The organism is Xanthobacter autotrophicus ATCC 700552 (genome assembly GCF_043194565.1).
In the GTDB taxonomy this organism is placed as follows: domain Bacteria; phylum Pseudomonadota; class Alphaproteobacteria; order Rhizobiales; family Xanthobacteraceae; genus Xanthobacter; species Xanthobacter autotrophicus_F.
The window spans coordinates 1-23,133 of the sequence record NZ_JBAFVS010000017.1 but is presented as its reverse complement, the minus strand read 5'-3'; the positions used below and the strand labels follow the sequence as shown (position 1 = coordinate 23,133).

The following is a 23,133-nucleotide window of genomic DNA, read 5'->3' as shown; positions in this document are numbered from 1 at the left end:
GAAACGAGAGCGCGTTGTCCGATCAGCTTGCGATGCCATCTGATCGGCGCGTGCTCTAGCCCTGGTCTCCCCCGCCGGCCGGCAGGATGGTCCCGGTGATGTAGGAGGCATCGTCGGATGCGAGGAAGAGAATCGCGGAGGCAATCTCCCGCAGTTCGCCGTACCGCCTAAGATGCGTCGCGCGCAGCGTCTGGTCGGTCACCTGCTGCATCCACGCCTGGTCCTGCTCCAGGATCGGGTCGGTGCCCCGTGGAACGCGGCGCGGCGGCGCGCTCACGCCGCCCGGAGCGACCGCGTTCACGCGGATGCCGGTTCCCGCAAGCTCGAACGCGAGCGAGGCGGTGAGCGCGTTCACACCCCCTTTCGCGGCCGAATAGGGAATCCGGTTGATGCCCTTGGTGGCGATGGACGACACGTTGACGATCGCCCCGCCCCGGTCACGCAGCATGTAGGGCAAGGCGGTGCGGCAGCCCCAAAGGGTGGGAAACAGGGAGCGGCTGATCTCCGCCGCGATCTGGCGCTCGTCGAACTCCTGGAACGGCCGCATCCAGATGGCGCCGCCGACGTTGGTCACCAGCACGTCGAGTTTTCCGAAGACGGTGTCGGCCCGCGTCATCACGCGGTCATTCCCGGCGTAGGTCTCGAGATCCTCCACCATGGCGACGGCGCGACCTGCGCCATGGGTCGCCTCGATCTCGGCGGCGACCTCTTCGACGAGGGGCGAGCGATCGACCACGAGCACGCTGCCGCCCTCGGCCGCGGCATCGAGCGCAACCTGCTTGCCCACGCCCTGCGCGGCACCGGTAACGATGAGGCTCCTGCCCTCGAAGCGTCGAAAGCGGGCGTTCTGGTCTGACACGCGTTTCCCCTTTGGTGTAGCGAGGTGAGAGTGGGATCGGGCGCTTCCCGATGCCCGCGCCCGACCGGCGCGTGCTCTCACTCCACGGTAGCCGGTCCGCCTTGCCCTGGTCCCCCCGCGGCGTTGCGCGAGACGAGATAGGCCCGTTGATCCACCAGATATGGCTCCAGCCTGAAGCTATACGCTCCAGGGCGTATTCCCTAAGATCAACTCGGTATATTTCCATACTTATTGAGTATCTAAGACTCTCCGGAGCGCATGGATGCCGTGCGAGGGGGAACCATATTTTACCGTGGGTGGACGCGCGCTCGACTGGTCCAAGATCGCACGCACATTCATCGTGCCCTATTGGTTTTCACCCATGGCGCCGTCTCCCGCCTCCTGCGCTCTCCTGCCGCCTGCGCTTCGGGGATCAGCGGTGCGATCAGATCCCATTGTCCGTTAGTCGGCTCCGTGCCGTAACAGCGCCGCGCGGGCGGCTTTTTCCGGGGCACGGGGCGTCGGCTCGGCGCGTTGAGCGCAGCCCTCTCGGCAGCGGGCAAAGATCGGGGGCCGTTGGTATAAGGCCGGGAGCACGGCACCGGCTGCCGGCGCTCGCCTGTGCGCACGACGTTTGGCTCATGATGCCGGCGGCAGCGGTGGGCGCTTGCGGCTACGGGTCGCCGCCGCGGCGTGCGAAGCACCGGGTGGCGTGATGCCGGCGGCGAGCACGCCGAAACATTGCCTGAGATACAGAGCGCGGTCATTCATCTGCCAGGCCTCCGGCGCAGGATGCAGGATCGCGCCGAAGGCGATGTCGATGATCATCTTCGTGAGACCCTGCACGTCGGCGACCACGATCCGCCCGCGTGTCCTCTGGCGATCCAGCCACTCTGCGAGGTGAAAAAACGTGCGGTCGCGGCCATGCTCGTCGACGATTTGCTTCAGTTCGGGCACCTGGAGCGACTCGATCATCACCACGCGCATGAACGAGCGGCGGGCCGCGTCGCTCTTCTCGTCGATGTCCATGCGGAAGATCTTCATCAGGGCGTCCGCGACGGGAATGTCGTCGAGATCCTGCCGAAGATCGATCATCGCATCCCGATGCACGTCAGTGATCGCACGAAACAGCGCCAGCTTGCTGGGAAACAGCTGGTAGACGGTTTTCTTGGAGATGCCGCAGCGGACCGCCACCTCGCCCATGTTCATGCCGGCATAGCCCTGCGCGCCCAGGATGGCGTAGGCGGCCTGGACAATGCGCGTTGCAAGCTCCGCGTCCTGATGGACCTTCGGCCGGCCGCGCCCTCTCACCGCCTGGGGCGTGGCGGATTGCGTCTGCATCGTCGGCGAACACCCTGTCTGTCGGGACTGGTCCCGGTTGCCTATCGATGACTTGCGCATCCGGCCGGGGGGGCTGTCAAGCGTTGACAAGGGTGGTGTCTCTAATTAAGGAACCAGTAGGTTTCCTAAATACGAGGTGTCCGTGTTGCCCATCTCCCATGTGCACCCCCCGGCCCCTCAGCTTCCCCCGGCCGGGCCGTCCGCCGCCCGGCCGGGAAGCCCCGGCGTCGTTGTCCTCCTGCTCCTCGCGGGGGGCGTTCTTCTGGGGTGCGGCCAGCAGCAGGACCAGGGAGCCGGCGCGCCGGGGGCGGGCCGGAGCCGTCCGGAGGTGGGCGTCGTGACCGTTCATCCGCAGTCGGTGGCCATCACCGCCGAGATGCCGGGGCGCACCACCGCCTCCCTGGTCGCCGAGGTCCGTCCGCAGGTGGGCGGCCTCATCAAGGCACGCCTGTTCCAGGAAGGATCGGAGGTGAAAGCGGGCGAGGCGCTCTACACCATCGACCCGGCGAGCTACCAGGCGTCCTACGACAGCGCCGTGGCAAGCTTGCAGAAGGCGGAAGCGGCAGTGCCGAGCGCGCAGGCCAAGGTCGAGCGCTATCAGACGCTCATCAAGCAGAACGCGGTCAGCAAGCAGGATTATGACGACGCCGTCGCGTCCCTCGCCCAGGCGAAGGCGGATGTGGCTTCCGCCAAGGCCAGCGTCGCGACGGCGAAGATCAACCTCGACTACACTGTGATCACCGCCCCGATCTCCGGCCGCATCGACAAGTCGTCGCTCACGCCGGGTGCCCTCGTCACCGCGGGCCAGGACACGGTGCTCACCACCATCCGCACCCTCGATCCCATCAATGTGGACGTGACCCAGTCGAGCACCAACCTGCTCAACCTGCGCCAGGCCATCAAGGAGGGGCGGATCAAGATCTCCGGCGACAACGTCAAGGTGCGCCTCAAGCTGGAGAACGGCACCCTTTATCCGCATCCGGGCACCCTGGAATTTACGTCCTCCCATGTGGACACCACCACCGGCACCTATGGGGTGCGGGTGGAGTTTCCCAATCCGGATCGGCTGCTGCTGCCGGGCATGTATGTGCGCGCCCTCGTGGAAGAGGGCGTGGCGCCCGACAGCTTCCTGGTCCCCCAGCGTGGTGTGACGCGCAACACCAAGGGCGAGCAGGTCGCCTTCGTGGTGACCGCCGACGGCAAGGTGGAGCAGCGCGTGCTCACCGTGGGCCGCAGCGTCGGTAACAGCTGGCTCGTCGGGGACGGCATCGCGGACGGCAACCGCGTCGTCGTCGAGGGCAGCCAATTCGTCCGCACCGGCCAGGATGTGACCGCCGTCGAGGTGGTGGTGGACGACACCACCGGCGAGGTCCGCGACCGCCGCCAGCAGGGCGCGCGGCCCGACAGGGCGACGACCCACGCGGCGGCGCCCGGCGCACCGGCAACCAAGGCGGATTGAGGCACCATGTCCCGTTTCTTCATCGACCGGCCGGTCTTCGCCTGGGTGATCGCCATCCTCATCATGCTGGGCGGCCTCCTCGCCCTGCGCACGCTGCCTATCGCGCAATATCCGCAGATCGCGCCCACCACGGTACGCATCACCGGGAGCTATCCGGGCGCCGATGCCCAGACGGTGGAAAACTCGGTGACCAAGGTCATCGAGCAGGGCATGACCGGGATCGACAATCTCGACTACTTGACCTCCACCTCCACCTCCACCGGCGAGGTGACCATCACCCTCACCTTCACCAGCGCCGCCGACCCGGATGTGGCGCAGATGCAGGTGCAGAACAAGCTGCAGCTGGTCCAGTCGCAGCTGCCGAGCGTGGTGCAGACCAACGGCCTATCGGTGGACAAGGCCTCCGACAGCTTCCTGATGGTCATCGCCTTCGTGTCGAAGGACGGGCGCATGTCCTCCATCGACATCGCCGATTATGTGGATTCCTCCCTCAACGACACCTTGAAGCGGGTGGAGGGCGTGGGCTCCACCACCCTGTTCAGCTCGGCCTATGCCATGCGCATCTGGCTCGACCCGGACAAGCTCCACAAATACCAGCTCATGCCCGGCGACGTGGCCTCCGCCATCGAGGCGCAGAACACCCAGATTTCCGCCGGCCAGCTCGGCGGCCTGCCCCAGCGCAAGGGCCAGCAGCTCAACGCGTCTGTCACCGCGCGCAGCCGCCTGCAGACGCCGGAGCAATTCCGCAACATCATCCTGAAGAGCGCCACGGACGGCGCACTGGTGCGCATCAATGATGTCGCCACCGTCGAGCTCGGCGCGGAGACCTACACCACCTCCGCCACCTACAACGGCAAACCGGCGGCGGGCCTCGCCATCAAGCTCGCCACCGGCGCCAATGCCATCAACACCTCGCAAGCGGTGAAGGCGACGCTTGAGCGCCTGTCCTCCACCTTCCCGGAAGGCATCGAGGTCCACTATCCCTACGATACGACGCCGTTCGTGGTGCTCTCCATCGAGGAGGTGGTGCGCACCCTGTTCGAGGCCATCGCGCTGGTCTTCATCGTGATGTTCGTGTTCCTGCAGAACATCCGCGCCACCCTCATCCCCACCATCGCCGTGCCGGTGGTGCTGCTCGGCACCTTCGGCGTACTCGCCGCCTTCGGCTATTCGGTGAACACCCTCACCATGTTCGCCATGGTGCTCGCCATCGGCCTGCTCGTGGACGACGCCATCGTGGTGGTGGAAAACGTCGAGCGCGTGATGCAGGAGGAGGGCCTGCCGCCCAAAGAGGCGACACGCAAGTCCATGGGCGAAATCTCCGGCGCGCTGGTGGGCATCGCCACCGTGCTCTCCGCCGTGTTCATCCCCATGGCCTTTTTCGGCGGGTCAGTGGGGGTCATCTACCGCCAGTTCTCGGTCACCATCGTCGCCGCCATGGTGCTCTCCGTGCTGGTGGCGCTGATCCTCACGCCGGCCCTGTGCGCCACCATCCTTAAGGCGCCGAAGGGCAGTCACGGGGAAAAAGGCGGCGCCTTCGGCTGGTTCAACCGCATGTTCGATCGCGGGGCGGATGCGTATCGTCGCGGGGCCGGGGGCGTCATCGCGTGGCCCGCGCGCTTCATGGCGGTCTTCCTCGCCCTCATCGTTGCGGCCGGCTGGATGTATGTGCGCCTGCCATCCTCCTTCCTGCCGCAGGAGGACCAGGGCATGCTCATCACCTCGGTCCAGCTCCCCGTGGGCGCCACCGCCGACCGCACCCAGGAGGTGCTGGATGCGGTGACCCGCCACTATCTCGAAAAGGAGAAGGAGGCGGTCGAGGGCGTGTTCACGATTGCCGGCTTCAGCTTCTCCGGCCAGGGCCAGAACATGGGCATCGCCTTCCTGAGCCTCAAGCCGTTCGCGGAGCGGACCGCGGCCAACCTGTCGGCCCAGGCGGTGGCGGGACGGGCCACGGCCGCCTTCTCGAAATTCCGCGACGCCATGGTCTTCGCCCTCGCCCCGCCGGCGATCCAGGGCATGGGCAATTCCAACGGCTTCACCTTCTACCTGCAGGACATCAACGGTGCGGGCCACGACAAGCTCATGGCCGCCCGCAACCAGCTGCTTGCCGCGGCAGCGCAGGACAAGCGGCTGATGGCCACCCGTCCCAACGGCCAGGACGACGAGCCGCAGTTCGTCATCGACATCGACCAGGAGCGGGCCGGCGCGCTCGGGATCTCGGAATCCGACATCAACACCACCCTCTCCACCGCCTGGGGCTCGGACTATGTGAACGACTTCATCGACCGCGGCCGCGTGAAGCCGGTCTACCTCCAGTCCGCCGCCGGCTTCCGGATGCAGCCGGAGGACCTCGGCAAGTGGTACGTCCGAAACGGGGAGGGCGGCATGGTTCCCTTTTCCGCCTTCACCTCCAGCCGCTGGACCTACGGCTCGCCCCGCCTCGAACGCTACAACGGAAGCGCGGCGCTGGAGATCCAGGGCGAGGCGGCCCCCGGCGTTTCCTCCGGCGATGCCATGGATGCCATGGACGCCATCGTCGCGCAGCTGCCGGCCGGCTACAGCCATTCCTGGACCGGCATTTCCAGCCAGGAGCGGCTCTCCTCCAGCCAGGCGAGCGTGCTCTATGCGCTTTCGGCGCTGGTCGTGTTCCTGTGTCTCGCCGCGCTCTACGAGAGCTGGGCCATTCCCTTCTCGGTCATGCTCTGCGTGCCCATCGGCATCTTCGGCGCGCTGCTCGGTGCCCATCTCTTCGGGCAGTCCAACGACGTCTATTTCAAGGTCGGCCTGCTCACCACCATCGGGCTTTCGGCCAAGAACGCCATCCTCATCGTGGAGTTCGCCATCGAGCGGCAGGCCCGCGGCATCCCGCTGGTGGAGGCGACCCTCGACGCCGCCCGCCAGCGGCTGCGGCCGATCCTGATGACCTCGCTCGCCTTCATCCTGGGCGTCACGCCGCTGGCCATCGCCACCGGCGCCGGCTCGGGCGCGCAGAACGCCATCGGCATCGGCGTCATGGGCGGCATGATCGCCGCCACCGTGATCGGCATCTTCTTCGTCCCGCTGCTGTTCGTCCTGGTGCGGCGGCTCTTTGCGCGAACTGCCGCGGCAGGCGCCGGAGCCGATGCCCCCTCGGTGGGTCCGGCATCGTCCCCGGCGCCCTGATCCTCCCGCTTCCCGCAACCCTTCTCCGGCGGTGACAGAATGACCTGTGCCCAGCTTCCTCTTCAACCCTCATGCCGGCCGCGTCGCGGGACGCCGGCGCTGCCCCTCCTCGGGGCGGTTCTCCTCGCCTCTGTGCTCGGTGGCTGCGCGGTCGGTCCCGACTACGAGGCGCCGGTCCTGATGATGCCCGCCACATGGGGAGCGTCGAGCACCGTGGTCGCCACCGACGGCAAGGACGCAGCGGCCGCAAAGCCGCCCCAGCTCGGCCGCTGGTGGGAGCGCCTGAACGACAAGGCGCTGAACCGCCTCGTCGAAGAGGCGGTGGCCGGCAACCTTGACGTGGCGACGGCGAAGGCGCGCGTGCGGCAGGCGCGCGCCACCTACCGGCAGGCGGTGGGGGGGCTGTTTCCCACCGCCACCGGCTCGGGGAGCTATACCCGCGGCCAGGACGGCAGCAATGTGTCCAGCAGCGGCGACGTGACCGTGTCCGGCCCCTACGATTCCTACCAGTTCGGGCTCAACGCCAGCTGGGAGCTTGACCTGTTCGGCGCCAACCGGCGGGCGGCGGAAGCCGCAAAATACGGCCTTGATGCCTCCGAGGAGAGCCTGCGCAACACGCTCCTGACCCTCGTCGGTGATGTCGCGACCTATTACGCCGAAGCGCGTGGCTATCAGGCCCGGATCGATCTGGCGCAACGCACGGCGACCTCGCAGCGGGAGACGGCAGTCCTCACCCGGACCAAGCTTCAGGCCGGCTCCGCCTCGGCGGTGGATGTGGCCAATGCGGAGGGGCAGGCGGCCAGCACCGAGGCCAACATCCCGGCGCTCAGGTCCTCCTACCAGCAGGCGGTCAACCGGCTTTCCATCCTTCTGGGCGCGCCGCCTTCGACCCTGAACGCGTATATGCGCAAGTCCGCGCCCATCCCGGTGCCGCGCCTGCCCATTCCCAAGGGCGTGCCGGCAAACGTTCTCGTCAGCCGGCCGGACGTGCGCATGGCCGAGCGGCAGCTCGCCCAGTATACCGCGCAGGTCGGCGAGGCCCAGGCGGCGCTTTATCCGGATGTGAGTCTTGCCGGAAACATAGATACATCCGGCACCAAATTCGGCGACCTCGGCAAGTCGTCCTCCATTTCCTGGAGCTTTGGTCCGAGCGTTACCGTGCCTATCTTCAACGCGGGCCAGCTGCAGGCGGCGGTGGAATATGCCCAGGCCCAGCGGGACCAGTATTTCCTTGCCTACCGCTCAGCCGTGCTGACCGCTCTGGAGGACGTGGAGAATGCCATGGTCGCCCTCCAGCAAGGGCGCATCCAGAGCCGGAGCCTCGCGGCTTCGGCAAGTTCCTACCGGCAGGCGGCGAGCCTATCCCGCTCGCTCTATCAGGCGGGCGCCACCAGCTTCCTGGAGGTGCTCGACGCCGAGCGCTCGCTCTATACGGCGGAGGACAGCTACCTGGAAAGCCGCGTCTCCATCGCCACCCAATACGTGAACCTCAACAAGGCGCTCGGCGGCGGCTGGGACGGCGCGGTGGACAGCCGCACGCCCGAAATCACGGACGACATGGGTCCGCGCTTCGTCAAGGCGGATTGGGCAAAGCACTTTATGAAGCTGAATTGATGATGCGGAGTCGTACGTAAAGTAAAATATAAATATTATTGATTTCTGGCTGGATCTGTCAGCTGTCCGGGCCGAGCCGGTCGTCCATTCGCCGATGCCGACGCGCACGCCCATGGGGCTTTCTCCTGCCAGATCCTGCCGACCGTGTTGCCAACCTCCGCGCGGCTTCAGGGCAGCGGCAGGACGTGGGAATATTTCACCTGCTCCAGCGAAAATGAGCTTTCGATGGAGGCGATCCCCTCCAGCCGGGTCAGCTTCTGCTTCAGGAACCTCTCATAGGCATCGAGGTCCGCGGCCACCACCCGCAAGAGGTAGTCCCGCTGGCCGGTCATGAGATAGCATTCCAGCACCTCCGGCCAGGTGCGGATGGCGGCGGAAAAGGCATCCAGCGCCTCCTCCTTCTGCCGCTCCAGCTTGATGGAGACGAACACGCTCACCGGCAGGCCGGCCTTGCGCTGGTCCAGCACTGCCACATAGCGCGCGATGAGCCCTTCTTCTTCCAGCGCCCGCACGCGCCGCAGGCACGGCGAGGGGGAGAGGCCCACCGCGTCGGCAAGGTCGGCGATGCTCATGCGCCCGTCGCCCTGGAGGGCGGCGAGGATCTTCCGGTCGATGGCGTCGAGGCGCATGTTTCCGCTCCAGAAGTAGCCTATATTGGCAGATTATGCCTCAATCCTTCGTCTGTTAAGGCAGATTTGAGCGAAGCTGCCGGCCCATGCGCGCTAGACTGCGTCGCCGGCGCGCTGGCCCAATAGCGGGGCTCGAAGCGCGCCCTTCGAGGACCGCCCCCAAGGACCGCCCCAAGGAACTTGCCATGGACCGCCCCACGTCTCGCCAGACTTCCCCAACCGTCCGCTCCGCCCCCTTGCGTCCGCGCCCGGCGCCGCCGAGCGCAGACGACCTCGCCATCCTCGCGGAGCTGGAACGCAAGGTGCTGTGGCTGGCAAGCTGGATGATCCACAACGCCAATCATCTGCGCCCGAGCCCGGATGGGCTGAAGGTGGGCGGCCACCAGGCCTCCTCGGCCTCCCTCGCCGCCATCATGAGCGCGCTCTATTTCCATGTGCTGCGCCCGGAGGACCGGGTGGCGGTGAAGCCCCACGCCAGCCCCAACTTCCACGCCATCCAATATCTGTTGGGCCGCCAGACCCGCGCGCGGCTGGAGAATTTCCGCGGCTTCAAGGGGGCCCAGTCCTACCCCTCCCGCACCAAGGACGCGGACGACGTGGACTTCTCCACCGGCTCCGTGGGCCTCGGCGTGGCGCAGACCCTGTTTGCCAGCCTCGCGCAGGATTATGTGCACGCCCACGGCCTTGCCGGCGACCGTCCCAAGGGGCGCATGATCGCCCTGGTGGGCGATGCCGAGCTGGACGAGGGCAACGTCTTCGAGGCGCTGCTGGAAGGCTGGAAGCACGAGGTGCGCAACACCTGGTGGATCATCGACTACAACCGCCAGAGCCTCGACGGCGTGGTGCGCGAGGGCCTTTATGAGCGCTTCACCGGCATCTTCGAGGCCATGGGCTGGCAGGTGGTCGTGCTCAAATACGGCACCCTGCAGCAGGCCGCCTTCGCCGAGCCGGGCGGCGCCGCCCTGAAGGGCTGGATCGACACCTGCCCCAATGCCGACTATGCCGCGCTCACCTTCCAGGGTGGGGCGGCCAATGGGGGGGCGGCCTGGCGCAAGCGGCTGATGGACGACCTCGGCGACCAGGGCGAGGTGTCCGCCCTCATCGCCCGGCGCTCGGATGCCGAGCTGTCCGCCCTCATGACCAATCTGGGCGGCCACGACATCGCCGCCCTCATCAAAGCCTTCGACGCCATCGACCACGACCGGCCGGTGGCCTTCCTGTGCTACACGGTGAAGGGCTACGGCCTGCCGCTGGCCGGCCATAAGGACAACCAGGCCGGCCTTATGACCCCGACCCAGATGGAGGCCCTGCGCGCCGCAATGGGGGTGGGCGAGGGCCGCGAATGGGAGCCCTTCGAGGGGCTGAAGCGCCCGGCAGCCGAGTTGTCCGCCTTCCTCGATCGCGTGCCCTTCGCGCAGGGCGGCCCGCGCCGCTTCTCCGACCCGGCCCTCGCCGTGCCGGCTCTGGCGCCGCCGCCCAACCCGGTGATCTCCACCCAGGCCGGCTTCGGCCTCATGCTGCAGGATCTGGCCAAGGGCGAGAGCGCGCTCTCCGATCGCATCGTCACCACCTCGCCGGATGTGACCGTCTCCACCAATCTCGGGCCATGGGTGAACCGGCGCGGCCTGTTCGCCCACGCGGCGCTGGCGGACGTGTTCAAGCGCGAGCGCATCCCCTCCACCTTCGCCTGGGAGTTCTCGCCCAAGGGCCAGCACGTGGAGCTGGGTATCGCCGAGATGAACCTGTTTCTCACCCTCTCGGCCTTCGGCCTGTCCCATTCCCTGTTCGGCGCGCGGCTGGTGCCGGTGGGCACGCTGTATGATCCTTTCATCTGCCGCGGCCTCGATGCGCTGAACTATGCCTGCTATCAGGACGCCCGCTTCATCCTGGTGGCGACGCCCTCCGGCATCACGCTGGCAGCCGAGGGCGGGGCGCACCAGTCCATCTCGACGCCGCTGATCGGCATGGCACAGGACGGTCTCGCCGCCTTCGAGCCGGCCTTCGTGGACGAACTGGCGGTGCTGATGGAATTTGCCTTCGACTATGTGCAGCGCGACGGGGAGGGGACGGGCGACGAGCGCAACTGGCTGCGCGACGAGACCGGCGGTTCGATCTATTTCCGCCTCTCCACCCGTCCGCTGGAGCAGCCGAAGCGTCTGCTGACCGAGGCACAGAAGCGTGGCATGGTGGACGGCGCCTACTGGCTGCGGGAGCCCGGCCCCAATTGCGAGGTGGTGGTGGCGGTGCAGGGCGCCGTGACCCCTGAAGCCATAGCGGCGGTGGCCCTCATCGCCGAGGACCGGCGCGACGTGGGCCTGCTCGCCGTCACCTCCGCCGACCGCCTGAACGCCGGCTGGACGGCGGCCGCCCGCGCCCGCGAGCGCGGCTTTGCGGGCGCCACCAGCCATGTGGAGCGGCTGCTGGAGCCGCTGCCCCGCCATTGCGGCATCGTGAGCGTCATCGACGGCCATCCGGCGACGCTGGGCTGGCTGGGGGCGGTGGCGGGCCATCGGGTGCGGGCTCTGGGCGTGGAACATTTCGGCCAGACCGGGACGCTCTGCGACCTCTACGCGCAATATGGCCTCGACACCGCCGCCATCGTCGCCGCCGCCCAGGCCATTTCGCCCGGCCGGCCGCTTCGGCATCTCAAGGCGGTGTAAGCCCTGAAGAACAGTTCCCCGGCGATGATGTGGCACCCCTGCGTGCCACCGCCCCGCGCCCCCCCCCCCCCGTGCCCCCCCCATGCTGAAGGGCCGCGGTGGCTGTGCGCCGATCCGGCCCTGGACCTCCTTGTGGGGATATGGCCTGCGACGCATCGGACGGCTTGTCGTCGCGCTTCGGGTCCGCTAGAAGCGCAGAACCACACGCCCGGCGCCCCGATGCGCCGTGCCCTCGCGGAGAGGTGGCAGAGTGGTCGAATGCACCGCACTCGAAATGCGGCATACGGGCAACCGTATCGGGGGTTCGAATCCCCCCCTCTCCGCCAGAACTAATTGATTTTGCAATGTTTTTGGACTTTTTCCGTCTGCCGCGAATAGCGCGGGCGGTTCAAAGGCATGTGTCGAGGCTCGTCCTGCAGCTGCATGGAGAGACCGGATCGGTACCGGAACCGGCCCGCATCACCCGCCGATATCTCCCGAGGCCCCTTTGGTGGTACGGTTTGCTTTGCGATGCTCTCCATCACGCGTCGCGGACTCCCGGCCCCGGAACGAAAAGCCCCGCCGGATGGCGGGGCGCGAGTTGCTCGGGTTGCGGATAGTCGATGGAATCACCTGAAGCCGAGTTCGCGGTGCTGCTCCGACCAGTCCTTCGGCAGGCTGGCCAGCGACAATTTCAGGGCCGAGAGTTCGATGGGCTGGCGCCCGTCAAGGATCGCCGCGATGACCTCCGGCGCGAGGAACCCCAGGCGGACGACGCGGGTGAAATAGGATGGCGTGACGGAGCTTGCTGCGGCGAGGTCGGTGATGGAGGCGCCATCGCCCTGGAGGATCAGATCCCGGAATTTCTGGGCGCGGGCGATGAGCCGCAGCAGGCTGTGGTCGGGCTTGCGGTTCTGCTGGGCCTGCGGGGCATCGATGAGATGGCGCATCTCCATCCCCACCCGCTTCAGCGTCGCCGGCACGGCGAGGGTGAGGGTCTCACCATCGTCGTCCCGCTGGGAATCGGCTTCGCCACGGAGCATGGCAAGGATGGCTTCGCTGCGAAGGGTGATGGCCACCGCGTCAGAAGTCACGACGATCTCCTGCACCAGCCGCTGCAGATTGGCGATCTTCTCCGTCGGAGAAAGGCCGGGCCAGCGATGCGCAAGGTCGCCGGTCCGGGCAACGAGCCCGCGGCGCTCCTCCACATCCCGAGCGCGCGGCGCGACGATCGTGTCGATGGCTGATGCATCGGTGAAGAGTGCAGTGATGCGTCCTTCGACGATGGCTTCCAGGTCTGTCGCCGGGATGCGCCGCGCTGCGCTGCGGCGACGCTTCGGCCTATTGTCACCATCATCGCCCACACCCTTCCGTCCAGCGATCAGGTCGTGGCTGACATAGTAGCGGTAGCGCCGCCCCTTCTTGTTGGCGTGGCTCGGGGTGAGGGCGATCCCATCCTCATCGCGGACCAGCCCGGCCAGGAGGCTGGGGGCGGCGGCATCGGAGCGAACAGCCCGTTCCACCCGGTTCTCGGTAAGCACGGCCTGCACCTTCTCCCACAGCACCTCATCGACGATCGCTTCGTGCTGGCCGGGATAGATCATCTCCTTGTGGCTGATCTCGCCGCGGTAGAGCCGGTTCTGCAGCAGGTGATAGAGGGCACCCCGGCCCAGCTGACCGCCTCCGGTCACGTTGCCGGTGGCCGACACATGCCGTTTGGCGGTGATGCCGGCGGCGGCCAGTTCCTCCCCCAACTCCAGAACCGACCAAAGCTCGGCATAGCGCCCGAAGATGTGCCGGACCGTCTGCGCCTCAACCTCGACGATCTCCAGCTTGCGGTCGCGGACCTCGTAGCCGAGCGGTGGGCGTCCGCCCATCCACATGCCCTTGGCCTTGGAGGCGGCGATCTTGTCGCGGATGCGCTCGCCCGTGACCTCCCGTTCGAACTGGGCGAAGGACAGCAGCATGTTGAGGGTGAGCCGACCCATGGAGCTGGTGGTGTTGAAGGACTGGGTCACCGACACGAAGGAGACGCCGGCCCCATCGAACACCTCGACGATCTTGGCGAAGTCGCCGAGCGCGCGGGTGAGGCGGTCGACCTTGTAGACGACCACCGTGTCGATGAGCTTGGCCTCCACATCAGCGAGGAGCTGCCGCAGGGCCGGACGCTCCATGGTGCCGCCGGAGAAGCCGCCATCATCGTACATCCGTGGCAGGACGATCCAGCCTTCCGCCTTCTGGCTGGCGACATAGGCCTCGCAGGCCTCGCGCTGGGCGTCGAGGGAGTTGAAGCTCTGCTCTAGCCCCTCCTCGGAGGATTTGCGGGTGTAGATGGCGCAGCGGACCAAGGAGGGCTTGGTGGTCGGCGCTCGGACACCAGTTCGCGAATTCCTACGCATCGCCAGCGTCCTGCTCACCAGCCATGCGTGGCTTAGCTTTGTTGCGCCCTGCCGTCTTGCCGCCACCGGCAAGCCCGAAGAAGCGCGGCCCGGACCAGTGGACTCCAGTGATCTCCCCAGCAATGGCGGAGAGCGATGTCCAGCTCTTGCCGTTCCAAAGAAAGCCCGCCTCGGTGACGGTGACCTCGTGGGTGACGCCGCCCCATTCCCGCACCAGCCGGGCGCCCGGCTTCAGGCGGGGCGCCTTGGCCCGGCGGATGTCGCCGGTGGCGGCAAGCGCCTGGGCCAGATCCCGCAGCTCGGTGGAGATGGCCTTCTTCAGCCCGCCGAGGGCTTTCTCCTGAAGCTTCCAGGCGATGCCCAACTCCAGCAGATCGCGCCGGACGCGGTCCGGCGGGGCCGCGCGGAACTGGCGTCGCCACTCTCCGGCAAGGGCGTCACGGTCCAGGGTGCCGAGGGTTGCGAGGCGGGAAGGCAGCTCCGCGCGAAGGTCGACGTGAGCCGGAGGCGCCGAGGCGCCCCCGGTCGAATCCATGGAGAGGCCGTCATCAAGGAGGGTCATGGATCAGCCCTCCTTCGCTTCGAGCCGGTAGGCCTTGCGGCCATCAGTGCCAGTGACGAGGGCGATCGGGAAGCCGCGCTGGCGGAGGCGACTGAAGGCGGCGCGGATGGTGTGCGCCTGCCAGCCGGTCGCATCGGCGAGTTCGTCGATGCCGGCGCCGGCAGGGTTGCCGATCTGGCCGAGCAGGGTGCCCAGCTTGCCGGAGGGCGCCTTGGGCGTGGTCGGCGACGGAAGTGGTGCGGGCTCCGGCACGGTCCGCGACGGAGCAGCGGCCTTGGCCTTCATTTCGGCCTTCACCTCGGCCTTCACTTGGGGCTTGCGGGCGACGGCGACAACGGCCTTCGGCTCGATCCTGGGCTGGGCGGGAGTGGAGCGGGTACGGCGGGTCATGTTGGGTCCTCGGTGGGCGAGACGCGGCATGCGTCCGCTTGCACCACCCCGAGCCCCGGACCTCTCAGGTTCCAGGGCTCATCCGCGACCGGGCTCTCCGCCGCCGCAACACACTACTGCTTCCTTGCGCAGGGAAGTCCACTCGAAACCGAAGGAAAAGCGGGTTGTCTCCGCTTCGGGCGGCAGGGCGACGATGACCGCCAACGGGAAGGTTTGACCCATCGCTACCGTCGGGAAGGTCCGCTTTTGAGCACCGCACCGGAACCCAAATCTAACGCGAATCGTCCCGATAGCATCTGACCCAATGCGGGGCCCCAAGAGAACGGTTGTGTATTCCGTCGCCCCGATGACTTCCAGACGGATATTGGCTATTTCACCCTGGGGCAACGAAGCTTGGGCGCGGGCAGATGGACGACCTTCTGGATGCTTTTGTGGCGATGAAAGCATCCGATGCAATTCGGACCGCCACGTTCGAACGGATCAACCACTTTCTGGCGTCACCGAAGGACGTTCACGTCTACTCCGACCTTCGCCGCTTGTGCACCACAGTATCGGTCTCCTACCGAAACCGGTCGGTTCTTGAGCTGCTGCAGAATGCACATGACGCTCACGACATCGGAGAGCTGGGTGGCAGAATAAGGTTCTATCTGGCTGAGGAGGGCGACTTTGGAACGCTGTATGCGGCCAACGATGGTCGTGGATTCTCCCAGGACAACTTCACCGCTCTTTGTAGCCCGACCCGCACGACGAAAGCGGTGAACGAGGCAATCGGCAACAAGGGCGTGGGCTTCCTAAGCGTCTTTCAGATCTGCTCGCATCCAGAGGTCTATTCACGGACTCGCCCAACCGCTTCTGCCGACTTTGACGGGTTTTGCTTCGCCTTCGCGGATGCCGCGAAATTGGGCGCATTTCTTGAACTCGAGGGTCTCGGCGCGCGTACCCAGCATATTGCCGCCAGCATGCCGCAGCTCTATCTGGCGACGCCTCTCGATGAGCCGTCGGAAATCGTCCAGGCTTTAGGCCTCGAGGGCTACTCCACGGTGATGAGGTTACCGCTCAAGAATGCGGATGCGCGTCTTGCAGTTGAAGCTCAGCTCGGCGAGTTGGTCGCTGGCGAGCCGGACGTACAGCTGTTTCTCGACCGGATCGCCGAGCTGAAGATCGAGGTCGACGGCCAGACCCATATCCTTGGCCGGCATGTCGAGACGCTCGCCCACCAGGACAGGATACTGCTTCAACGCGTAACCTGCGGGTCTCGCAGCTACGTTGTCGCACGCCGGACACTGAGCGAGGCGGATGTGCGGACCGTCATAGACGAAGACGTTGCATCGGAGACTCTGCCCGAGAGCTGGGCTGACTGGCGGGGTGACGCGGTCGTGTCGCTCGCCGTGACGGCCGCCGGTGAGCCGCTGAAGGGCCGGCTCTATACGTTCCTTCCTATGGGCAGGGACGTCGAGGCTCCACTTTCGGGGCATCTAGACGCGCCGTTCTTCGCGACCATCGAGCGAAAGCACGTGGAGGAAGGCGGATCGCTGAATCCGTACCTTTTGGCGCAGTGCCGGGGGTTGGCCTTCGACGCCGCGGCACTAGCCAAAGCGGTGTTGCCGGACGAACAGGCCAGGCACGTTGTGGCTGACCTGCTCATGTGGACCGGGCCGGAGGCGGCGGCGATACGGCAGTCCTTGTTGGACGGCGAAGTCGCATTGATCCCTGCCGAATCCCGTCGTGGAACTCCGATGTGGTCGGACCTGAAATCCGTGCGCAACTGGGAGCACACGGGCTTCTTCACAGCGAAGCGCGCCGCAGCCGTCGCTACCTTTCCCCTAATTGACACCAGACTGGGTCTGACGAGGATCGCGGCCCTCAGGAGGTTCGTCGGCAATGCCACCAGTCTGGCGGTCACCGCCGATCAGAAGGCGGACGTCATCGTGGCCGTCGCGCAGGAGCTGTTCGGGAGAAAAAGCCCCATAGCCGAATGGGATCGTTTCTATGCGGCTCTCCCTGAACTCCTTCCTGGTAATGGTGCCCGCTTGCAGGGTCGTCCCATCCTCCTCACCGAGCGCATGGAGCTGGTCGCGGCAGAAGGGGCTGCTGCGACAGTGACCTCACGGACGCGCCGCCGGCTGTCGACCGTGTTCCTCCCAGCGTTGCGCGCCAACTCTGCACCACTCGACCTGCCGCTCGCGGTGCAGCGCAGGATGACGTACCTGCATGGGGAACTGGCTTGCGTCGGGGACGGTGCAAATCCGGGACGCAAGTTTCTCACCAGCTCTAATCTCGTTCGCGAGTATGACCGCCGTGAGGTCCTTCGGGTCATCGCGAGCGTAATAGCGGACCCCGGGCAGGCGAAGGATCCAGAGCAGGCTCGATGGGAGGCGCTTAACGCCATCCTGGCTATCTGCACCGCAGACGGCGGTGCGCTTGCTGATGCCACGGAGATTAATCTTCGCTTGCCGACCCATAGCGGTTGGCAGCGGGCGTCAGACACCTTCTTCGGCGGTTGGCCTGGAACACACTCCGACGAGCTCGACGAGCTGTTCGAAAGGGCTGGCCCCGTGTCCAGGGAGCTGCAGGCTCTCGGGGAGTTTCGGCTGAAGCCATATCCAGATTGGCACGTTCCTTCCGGCCGCCGCGACGCGTGGATCAAGTTCCTGACGCTGGCGGGTGTTCGCGACCATCTCCGGCCGCTTCCTGCACTGACCGGCCAACCCGTTCGACAGACCGGTAATTGGCTGGTCCAGACATTGTCAGGGCGCAACGTCGCTATTTCGGTTGAGCAGAAGAAGGCCTGGATCACCCAGCTCAATCAGCAGGGCACGCTGACAAATCCAAACACAGACTTCTCTGTCAGAGATGCCTCAAGGTTTCCAGGACAGGCCGATTATGCCGAGATAGCCAAGGTAGCGGCGGACGCTTACGCGGTGCAGATCGTCCGCATGCTCGAAGAGTCTCCGGGCATCGTGGCCATGACGGTCTTCAGGCCCAATCATTCACATGCCCCGAATGCGCGCCAATGGCCCTCGCCGGCCGCAGCGTTTCTCGTTTCCGAGCAATGGGTACCCGTTATCGGGGGAAACAGGGAGCTGCTGGGGCGCTCCTGGCTACCGGCGGCAAGCGAGACGCCTCCTGTGCAGGCTCCATTGGTCAGCCACCGAGCCAAAGCTGCGATTGAACGCTCTGACCGAGCCCGTGAGGCACTGATCGATCTGGGTTTGTCCGTCTTCGGACAGCCGGGCTCCGCGTGGCCGCTGATCACACAGGCAGGTCTATGGCTAACGTCTTCGTCGCAGCCGGGCGACAGGCTCTGGTCCCTTACACAGGACGCCTGGGCTCGGGCTAGTCTGGAACGGCCTCTGCCGGCAGGACTGCGCCTGCTTGCCAAGGCCGACGGGGATGTGATCGCTTTTGATCCTCGTACGGAGACCCGGACGATCTACATCGCCGACGCGGACGATCGCACCATGGTGGCTGCCCTTTCCCGCGCCGCCCCAGGCGTCATCATATTCGAGCCGCCATTGGCGAAAGCGCGGGAAGTTGCCAGTTACCTGAGCGCACAGCTCCCCGGTCGCCTGCGGCGCATGTCCGAGATGGAGTTGGTTTACAGGACGCCCGAGGAGCCGTTCGTCTACGACAATTCCGATCCGCTGATTGAAACAGAGATTTCGGGCGACTTACGCAGCTTCGCCTTGCTGACCGTCCGTTACAAATGCAGGTTCATCACTGCAAGTCCCGACCGGATCGTGGGCAAACTGTCAGCGCTGCGTATCCGCTGGGTAGACGAGCTCAAGCTCCAGTTCGGCAGTCACCAGCTCGAAGTGCCGGCGTTCCAGCATTCAGCAGTGCTGGTGTCGTCCGAGCAGGGCGACACGCTGCTTGCGCCGCGGTCAGCCAAGGGAACCGACCGGGAGTTGATGGTTCTGGCTTCCAGTCTGGGAGAGGCGATAGCGTCGAGGGCACTTGCAAGCGATGCCTTCTTCGCGGCCGCTTCTCGAATGGCGCAAACGGGACTCGGACTTACCAGTCAGGGCTTGGCTGATGCCCTGGGTCTGTCGCAAGACGATGTCCTCGCGTCCATGCAGGACACGCGGTCCGTCATCGCGGCGCTGGTCCACGTCGCAAAGCCTTTCATCGGCATGTGGTCGGAAGGCTCAACGCTCGAAGCGTTGGCCGATCAGCAGTGGAGTACCGAGGCGGAGATGGCCGCCGCACTGGACGAGTTGGAAGACAAGCCTCTCTCTGGCGAGCGACTGATCGAGGCCTGCCGGACTGGGTCGGTGGAAGCCGCCGCGCTCGAGCTCGACGTGGATCTGGCCGCGCTGAACGGCGTGCTGATTAAACTAGGCCCGCCGTATCAGGCAATCGATAGAACATCTCATCACAAGGAGGGCTTCGCCGCCCATCTAGTGCGCCAGCAGCGTCGGGTACGCGAGAGCTTGAGAGCGGCTTTCAGACCTCAATTCGAGACCGGAGATCTGTCTGGATATATAGCGGCAAGGAATTTGCCTCCGCCCACGGTTCCCCCGGGTGCCGGATCGAGCCTGCTTCGCAGTACGCCTGCGGAGTGGGCTTCTTGGATGACGGACTGGTTTCGCCGCCTGGGCGTCAACGAGCTGGACGTACTGCCTCCGAACAGCCAATCGCTCGACACGGTGCGCGATCAAAACCTGAAGTTGCTGAAGGCGGCGGCGCCCATGGCCCGCCTTATCCTGATCAAGAGGCTGGGAGCGGATGTCGAAGCCGTGCGCTTCTGGCGCGACCCCGACGGTTTGGAAGGTCGACTTGCGGGCTTGGCGAATGTCGGAGGATGGATAGATTTCGACCTTCTGGATGAGGCTGCCATGTTGGGCTGGCTGGCGCGATCTGCCCACTGGCCGGCGGGGTTGCCCCTATCTTTGACCCTGTCCGACCACGGCCTGACAGGGAACGACATCGAGGTTTTGAAGGCGGCCGAGCGCAAGGCCCGCGAACTGGTCCTGAACCCTCCTCGGATCCTGCAGTACTCCGGTGGCGACTTTGTCGTCGGGCAAACGAGCCTCGCGGCGGTGACACAGCAAATTAGCGACCTCGCCCAGAGCAATGCCGACTTGTTGGCATCGAGCACGAAGACCGCGCGCGGGATCGCGCCCGTACCGAGGCCTCCCGGAGGCGGCGGTGGTGGCGGATCCGGTGGGTATGGAAACTCTACCAGCCGCATGACCGACGATGAAAAGAAGGTCATTGGCTACTTCGGTGAGGCCATCGCGTTCGCTTGGCTGCAAGCGAAATTCGGGCGAAACCGGGTCGTCGACTACGCGTGCTGGAAGTCGGAGTATCGCTTCCACGCCTGTGGCGAAACCGGCGAAGATCGGCTGGGCTACGATTTCGAGATTCAAAGCGGAAGATCGACTTGGTTCTTCGAAGTCAAGTCGACATACATCGCTGATCCGGGCGACCTCGGCATGATCGAGCTGGGTTCGACCGAGATCGCTAAAGCCGAGGTGTGCCGAGCCGAAAACCGGTCCCACTATCGGATACTGCGTGTAACCGATGCCTTGAGGCCGGAACGAGCGACCTTGACCGTCCTGCCCAATCCTCGAAGCGATGAGGGTCTGAAGTTCTACACCGAGCAAAAAAGCGCCGGTGTTCGACTCCATTTTCGCACCTAGAACGCCCTTTTGAGAGGCTTGGTAGGAGAACCTCTTGCCGCGGCGAAACTATCGCTACCCATACGCCAAAATCGGACACCAGAGTCCGCAATTGGCGCACCTCAACAAGCTGAACCGCGCCGGGTTTGTCGGAGGCCATTTCGTTTGAGTCACGCTGCCATGGCTGGTTTGTCCAGCATGGCGTAGTAGGCAAAGCCGAACGACCGGGCTAGTGGCAAGGCTGAGGCGCAGTGATCGCGGCTACGCTATGCGCGACGGATCCCGGAAAAACAGTTCGCGCGGCTGGCTAAGCGACCTCGCTCCACGCGCGCTTGCGAGCTAAACATCAAGCTACATTCCTCACCCGAGGCGAAGGCGAATAGGCTTGAGCAGAAATTTCTCACCCCTCAACGGGGCCGACTTCGAAGATCTCGTCCGCGATCTGATCGGTGAAGAACTCGGCATCCGATTCGAGGCATTCTGCGCCGGGCCGGACGGTGGGATCGATGGACGGCATGCGCCGGGTGCAGCCAAAGCGCCGACCATTCTCCAGGCCAAGCACATGGAAGGCTCGAGCTTCGCCGCGCTTAAGGCCGCGATGCGAAAGGAGCGCGCATCGATTGATAAACTTTCGCCTTCGCGCTATGTGCTGGCGACCTCACGGTCGCTGACCCCTGCGAACAAGGCGTCGCTCGCCAGCGAAATCGGTCCGGCTCTTCTGTCGGAAAGTGACATACTCGGTCCGGACGATCTAGCGTCCCTGCTTCGCAAACATCCGACCATCGAGAACGCCCATATCAAGCTCTGGCTGTCCAGCGCCGCCATACTCGACCGGGTCGTACGATCCGCATCACACGCCTACGCCGCCATCACGAAGGAAGAGATCGAGGCGAAGGTGAAGGTCTATGTCCCAAACCCCAGCTTTGCTGAGGCATCCGAGAGACTAGAAAAGCACCATCTCCTCATCATCTCCGGACCGCCCGGGGTGGGCAAAACCACGCTCGGTGAAATGATCGCCTATGCCTATCTCGGACAGGATTGGGACCTTGTACCCATCCGTAGCCTTGAAGACGGCTTTGCGGCTATTATCGACGCCAAGAAACAGGTTTTTCTCTTCGACGACTTTCTGGGAAAGATCGCTCTCGACAAGCAGGCGCTCGCCTCGAAGGACTCCGACCTCACGCGCTTCATGAAACGGGTGCGCAAGTCGCCTAACGCCCGCTTCATTCTGACAACACGAGCCTACATTTTCGAAGACGCAAGGCGGCTGTCTGAGAACCTCGCCGACCACCGCCTCGACGTCACCAAATACGTCCTGGACGTAGGCGTCTATGCGCGGCGTGTCCGGGCGCGCATCCTCTACAACCATCTCGTAGTGGCGGGGACGCCAGTCGCGCATGTGCAGACACTCATTCACAGCGGGAAAATTCCCGAGATCGTCGACCACAGGAACTACAACCCGCGCATCATCGAATGGATGACCGACGCCATTCATATCCAGGATGTCGAGCCGGAAGACTATGCGAACGCCTTCCTGACCACGCTCAAGAATCCCTCGCGGTTGTGGGACAATGCGTTTCGAACCCATATCGATGAGAAGTGTCGCCACCTTCTTTTCGCGATGTTCTTCTGCTCCGAGTACGGCGTTGAGCGCGATACGCTCCGGCAAGCCTATGATCCACTCCACACGGCGCTATGCGCACGCTACGGCGTTGCACATGACCCAAAAGACTTTGAGGAAGCGATACGAACGCTGGAAGGCGGCTTTATTTCTATCAGCGGCAGGTCGATCAGCTACATCAATCCGTCCGTTCGCGACTATATGACGGAGTATCTGAATGACTACACCTTACTGGCAGTATTCGCCCGTGCCGCGCATAAAGCCAACTACGCAAAAGCGATCTGGAAGTTCGGGAGCAAAGACTGGTTCAATACTCCCGCCCGGCGAGATCTAGCGCTTGCATTTCAGTCCGTGGCTGAAACTTTTCCAGCCATCAGGATGTGGGCCCCGGATCCGGACAAGCCCAACTCACTCATCCTATCGGATATAGGGGTTATCGATCGGCTCAAGCTGCTCCTGGCCTGGTGGTCAGCCAGCGACGAAGTTCGGTTCGCGGTTCTCGCGGTTGAACTGGCAGCAAACCCTCCGGGCGGATTTAGCGCCTGGCGGGATGGGGCGGAGATAATCGAACTCCTCTATGAGCTGCCCGATCCCGACTATTTCGAACGTTTTCCTTTTGTCGAGGTAATGGTCGGACATTTAGAAGCCGGCGTCATTGACATACTCAACTGTTACATGGGAACGGACGATCTTCAGAAAATCTCCGATGCGATTGAGGAGCACCGACCAAACGTCTCTCCGGACATCATAGCGGCTATGGACCGGGCTATCGTCCGAGAGATCGAAGAAATATCTGATCGTGTTGCGGATTTGGATTCAGAATCCACACTGAACGATCACATGGACTATCTG

12 protein-coding genes and 1 tRNA gene are annotated in these 23,133 nt (G+C 64.9%); 7 read left to right on the top strand and 6 right to left on the bottom strand.

The genetic code is table 11. The annotated features are described in order from the left end of the window. Positions 1-55: 55 nt before the first annotated feature. A complete protein-coding gene (locus V5F48_RS17085; protein WP_394259672.1) occupies positions 56-859 on the bottom strand; it encodes a 1,6-dihydroxycyclohexa-2,4-diene-1-carboxylate dehydrogenase in 804 nt (267 codons plus the stop codon). Between the two features lie 618 nt (positions 860-1,477). Beyond that, positions 1,478-2,179, bottom strand: coding sequence for a TetR/AcrR family transcriptional regulator (locus tag V5F48_RS17080; protein WP_394259671.1), 702 nt, complete (start codon positions 2,177-2,179; stop codon positions 1,478-1,480). Positions 2,180-2,417: 238 nt separating this feature from the next. Here V5F48_RS17080 and V5F48_RS17075 point away from each other — a divergent pair, with 238 nt between their 5' ends. Genes V5F48_RS17075 through V5F48_RS17065 form a run of 3 tightly spaced genes read left to right on the top strand, consistent with a single transcriptional unit; the run spans position 2,418 to position 8,417 of the window. Then, on the top strand, positions 2,418-3,638 hold the full coding sequence (locus V5F48_RS17075; protein WP_394259743.1) for an efflux RND transporter periplasmic adaptor subunit: 1,221 nt from the start codon (positions 2,418-2,420) through the stop codon (positions 3,636-3,638). 6 nt (positions 3,639-3,644) lie between these two features. After that, complete coding sequence (locus V5F48_RS17070) at positions 3,645-6,803, top strand: efflux RND transporter permease subunit (protein ID WP_394259670.1); 3,159 nt, start codon at positions 3,645-3,647, stop codon at positions 6,801-6,803. A gap of 39 nt (positions 6,804-6,842) precedes the next feature. Beyond that, positions 6,843-8,417 (top strand): efflux transporter outer membrane subunit, encoded by a 1,575-nt coding sequence (locus tag V5F48_RS17065; protein ID WP_394259669.1) that lies wholly within the window; start codon positions 6,843-6,845, stop codon positions 8,415-8,417. Positions 8,418-8,584: 167 nt separating this feature from the next. Here V5F48_RS17065 and V5F48_RS17060 read toward each other — a convergent pair whose 3' ends face one another. Next, positions 8,585-9,046, bottom strand: a complete 462-nt coding sequence (locus V5F48_RS17060; RefSeq protein WP_394111268.1) for an Lrp/AsnC family transcriptional regulator — start codon at positions 9,044-9,046, stop codon at positions 8,585-8,587. 185 nt (positions 9,047-9,231) lie between these two features. Between V5F48_RS17060 and V5F48_RS17055 the strand changes: the two genes are divergently transcribed. Together V5F48_RS17055 and V5F48_RS17050 are read left to right on the top strand one after the other, a co-directional pair. Continuing rightward, positions 9,232-11,706 (top strand): transketolase family protein, encoded by a 2,475-nt coding sequence (locus tag V5F48_RS17055; RefSeq protein WP_394259668.1) that lies wholly within the window; start codon positions 9,232-9,234, stop codon positions 11,704-11,706. 236 nt (positions 11,707-11,942) lie between these two features. Then, positions 11,943-12,032, top strand: a tRNA-Ser gene (locus V5F48_RS17050). A gap of 282 nt (positions 12,033-12,314) precedes the next feature. On the opposite strand, the gene V5F48_RS17045 is transcribed toward V5F48_RS17050, so the two are convergent. Genes V5F48_RS17045 through V5F48_RS17035 form a run of 3 tightly spaced genes read right to left on the bottom strand, consistent with a single transcriptional unit; the run spans position 12,315 to position 15,036 of the window. After that, positions 12,315-14,084: a recombinase family protein gene (locus tag V5F48_RS17045; RefSeq protein ID WP_394259667.1), complete on the bottom strand. Its 1,770-nt coding sequence runs from the start codon at positions 14,082-14,084 to the stop codon at positions 12,315-12,317. Next, positions 14,077-14,646, bottom strand: coding sequence for a DUF2924 domain-containing protein (locus tag V5F48_RS17040; protein ID WP_394259666.1), 570 nt, complete (start codon positions 14,644-14,646; stop codon positions 14,077-14,079). Before V5F48_RS17040 ends, V5F48_RS17045 begins: the two co-directional genes overlap by 8 nt. A 3-nt stretch (positions 14,647-14,649) precedes the next feature. Then, complete coding sequence (locus tag V5F48_RS17035; RefSeq protein WP_394259665.1) at positions 14,650-15,036, bottom strand: DUF3489 domain-containing protein; 387 nt, start codon at positions 15,034-15,036, stop codon at positions 14,650-14,652. 407 nt (positions 15,037-15,443) lie between these two features. Here V5F48_RS17035 and V5F48_RS17030 point away from each other — a divergent pair, with 407 nt between their 5' ends. Both V5F48_RS17030 and V5F48_RS17025 read left to right on the top strand, forming a co-directional pair. Then, entirely contained in the window at positions 15,444-20,681 is a 5,238-nt protein-coding gene (locus V5F48_RS17030) for an ATP-binding protein (RefSeq protein WP_394259664.1), read from the top strand. Between the two features lie 364 nt (positions 20,682-21,045). Next, the coding region (locus V5F48_RS17025; RefSeq protein ID WP_394259663.1) for an nSTAND3 domain-containing NTPase at positions 21,046-23,133 on the top strand (2,088 nt) is incomplete at its 3' end.

Bases quoted from the DNA above. Each gene is read 5' to 3' on its own strand.
- V5F48_RS17080 (WP_394259671.1), bottom strand. From the start codon at position 2,179: ATGCAGACGCAATCCGCCACGCCCCAGGCGGTGAGAGGGCGCGGCCGG.
- V5F48_RS17070 (WP_394259670.1), top strand. From the start codon at position 3,645: ATGTCCCGTTTCTTCATCGACCGGCCGGTCTTCGCCTGGGTGATCGCC.
- V5F48_RS17065 (WP_394259669.1), top strand. From the start codon at position 6,843: ATGACCTGTGCCCAGCTTCCTCTTCAACCCTCATGCCGGCCGCGTCGC.
- V5F48_RS17060 (WP_394111268.1), bottom strand. From the start codon at position 9,046: ATGCGCCTCGACGCCATCGACCGGAAGATCCTCGCCGCCCTCCAGGGC.
- V5F48_RS17055 (WP_394259668.1), top strand. From the start codon at position 9,232: ATGGACCGCCCCACGTCTCGCCAGACTTCCCCAACCGTCCGCTCCGCC.
- V5F48_RS17045 (WP_394259667.1), bottom strand. From the start codon at position 14,084: ATGCGTAGGAATTCGCGAACTGGTGTCCGAGCGCCGACCACCAAGCCC.
- V5F48_RS17040 (WP_394259666.1), bottom strand. From the start codon at position 14,646: ATGACCCTCCTTGATGACGGCCTCTCCATGGATTCGACCGGGGGCGCC.
- V5F48_RS17035 (WP_394259665.1), bottom strand. From the start codon at position 15,036: ATGACCCGCCGTACCCGCTCCACTCCCGCCCAGCCCAGGATCGAGCCG.
- V5F48_RS17030 (WP_394259664.1), top strand. From the start codon at position 15,444: ATGGACGACCTTCTGGATGCTTTTGTGGCGATGAAAGCATCCGATGCA.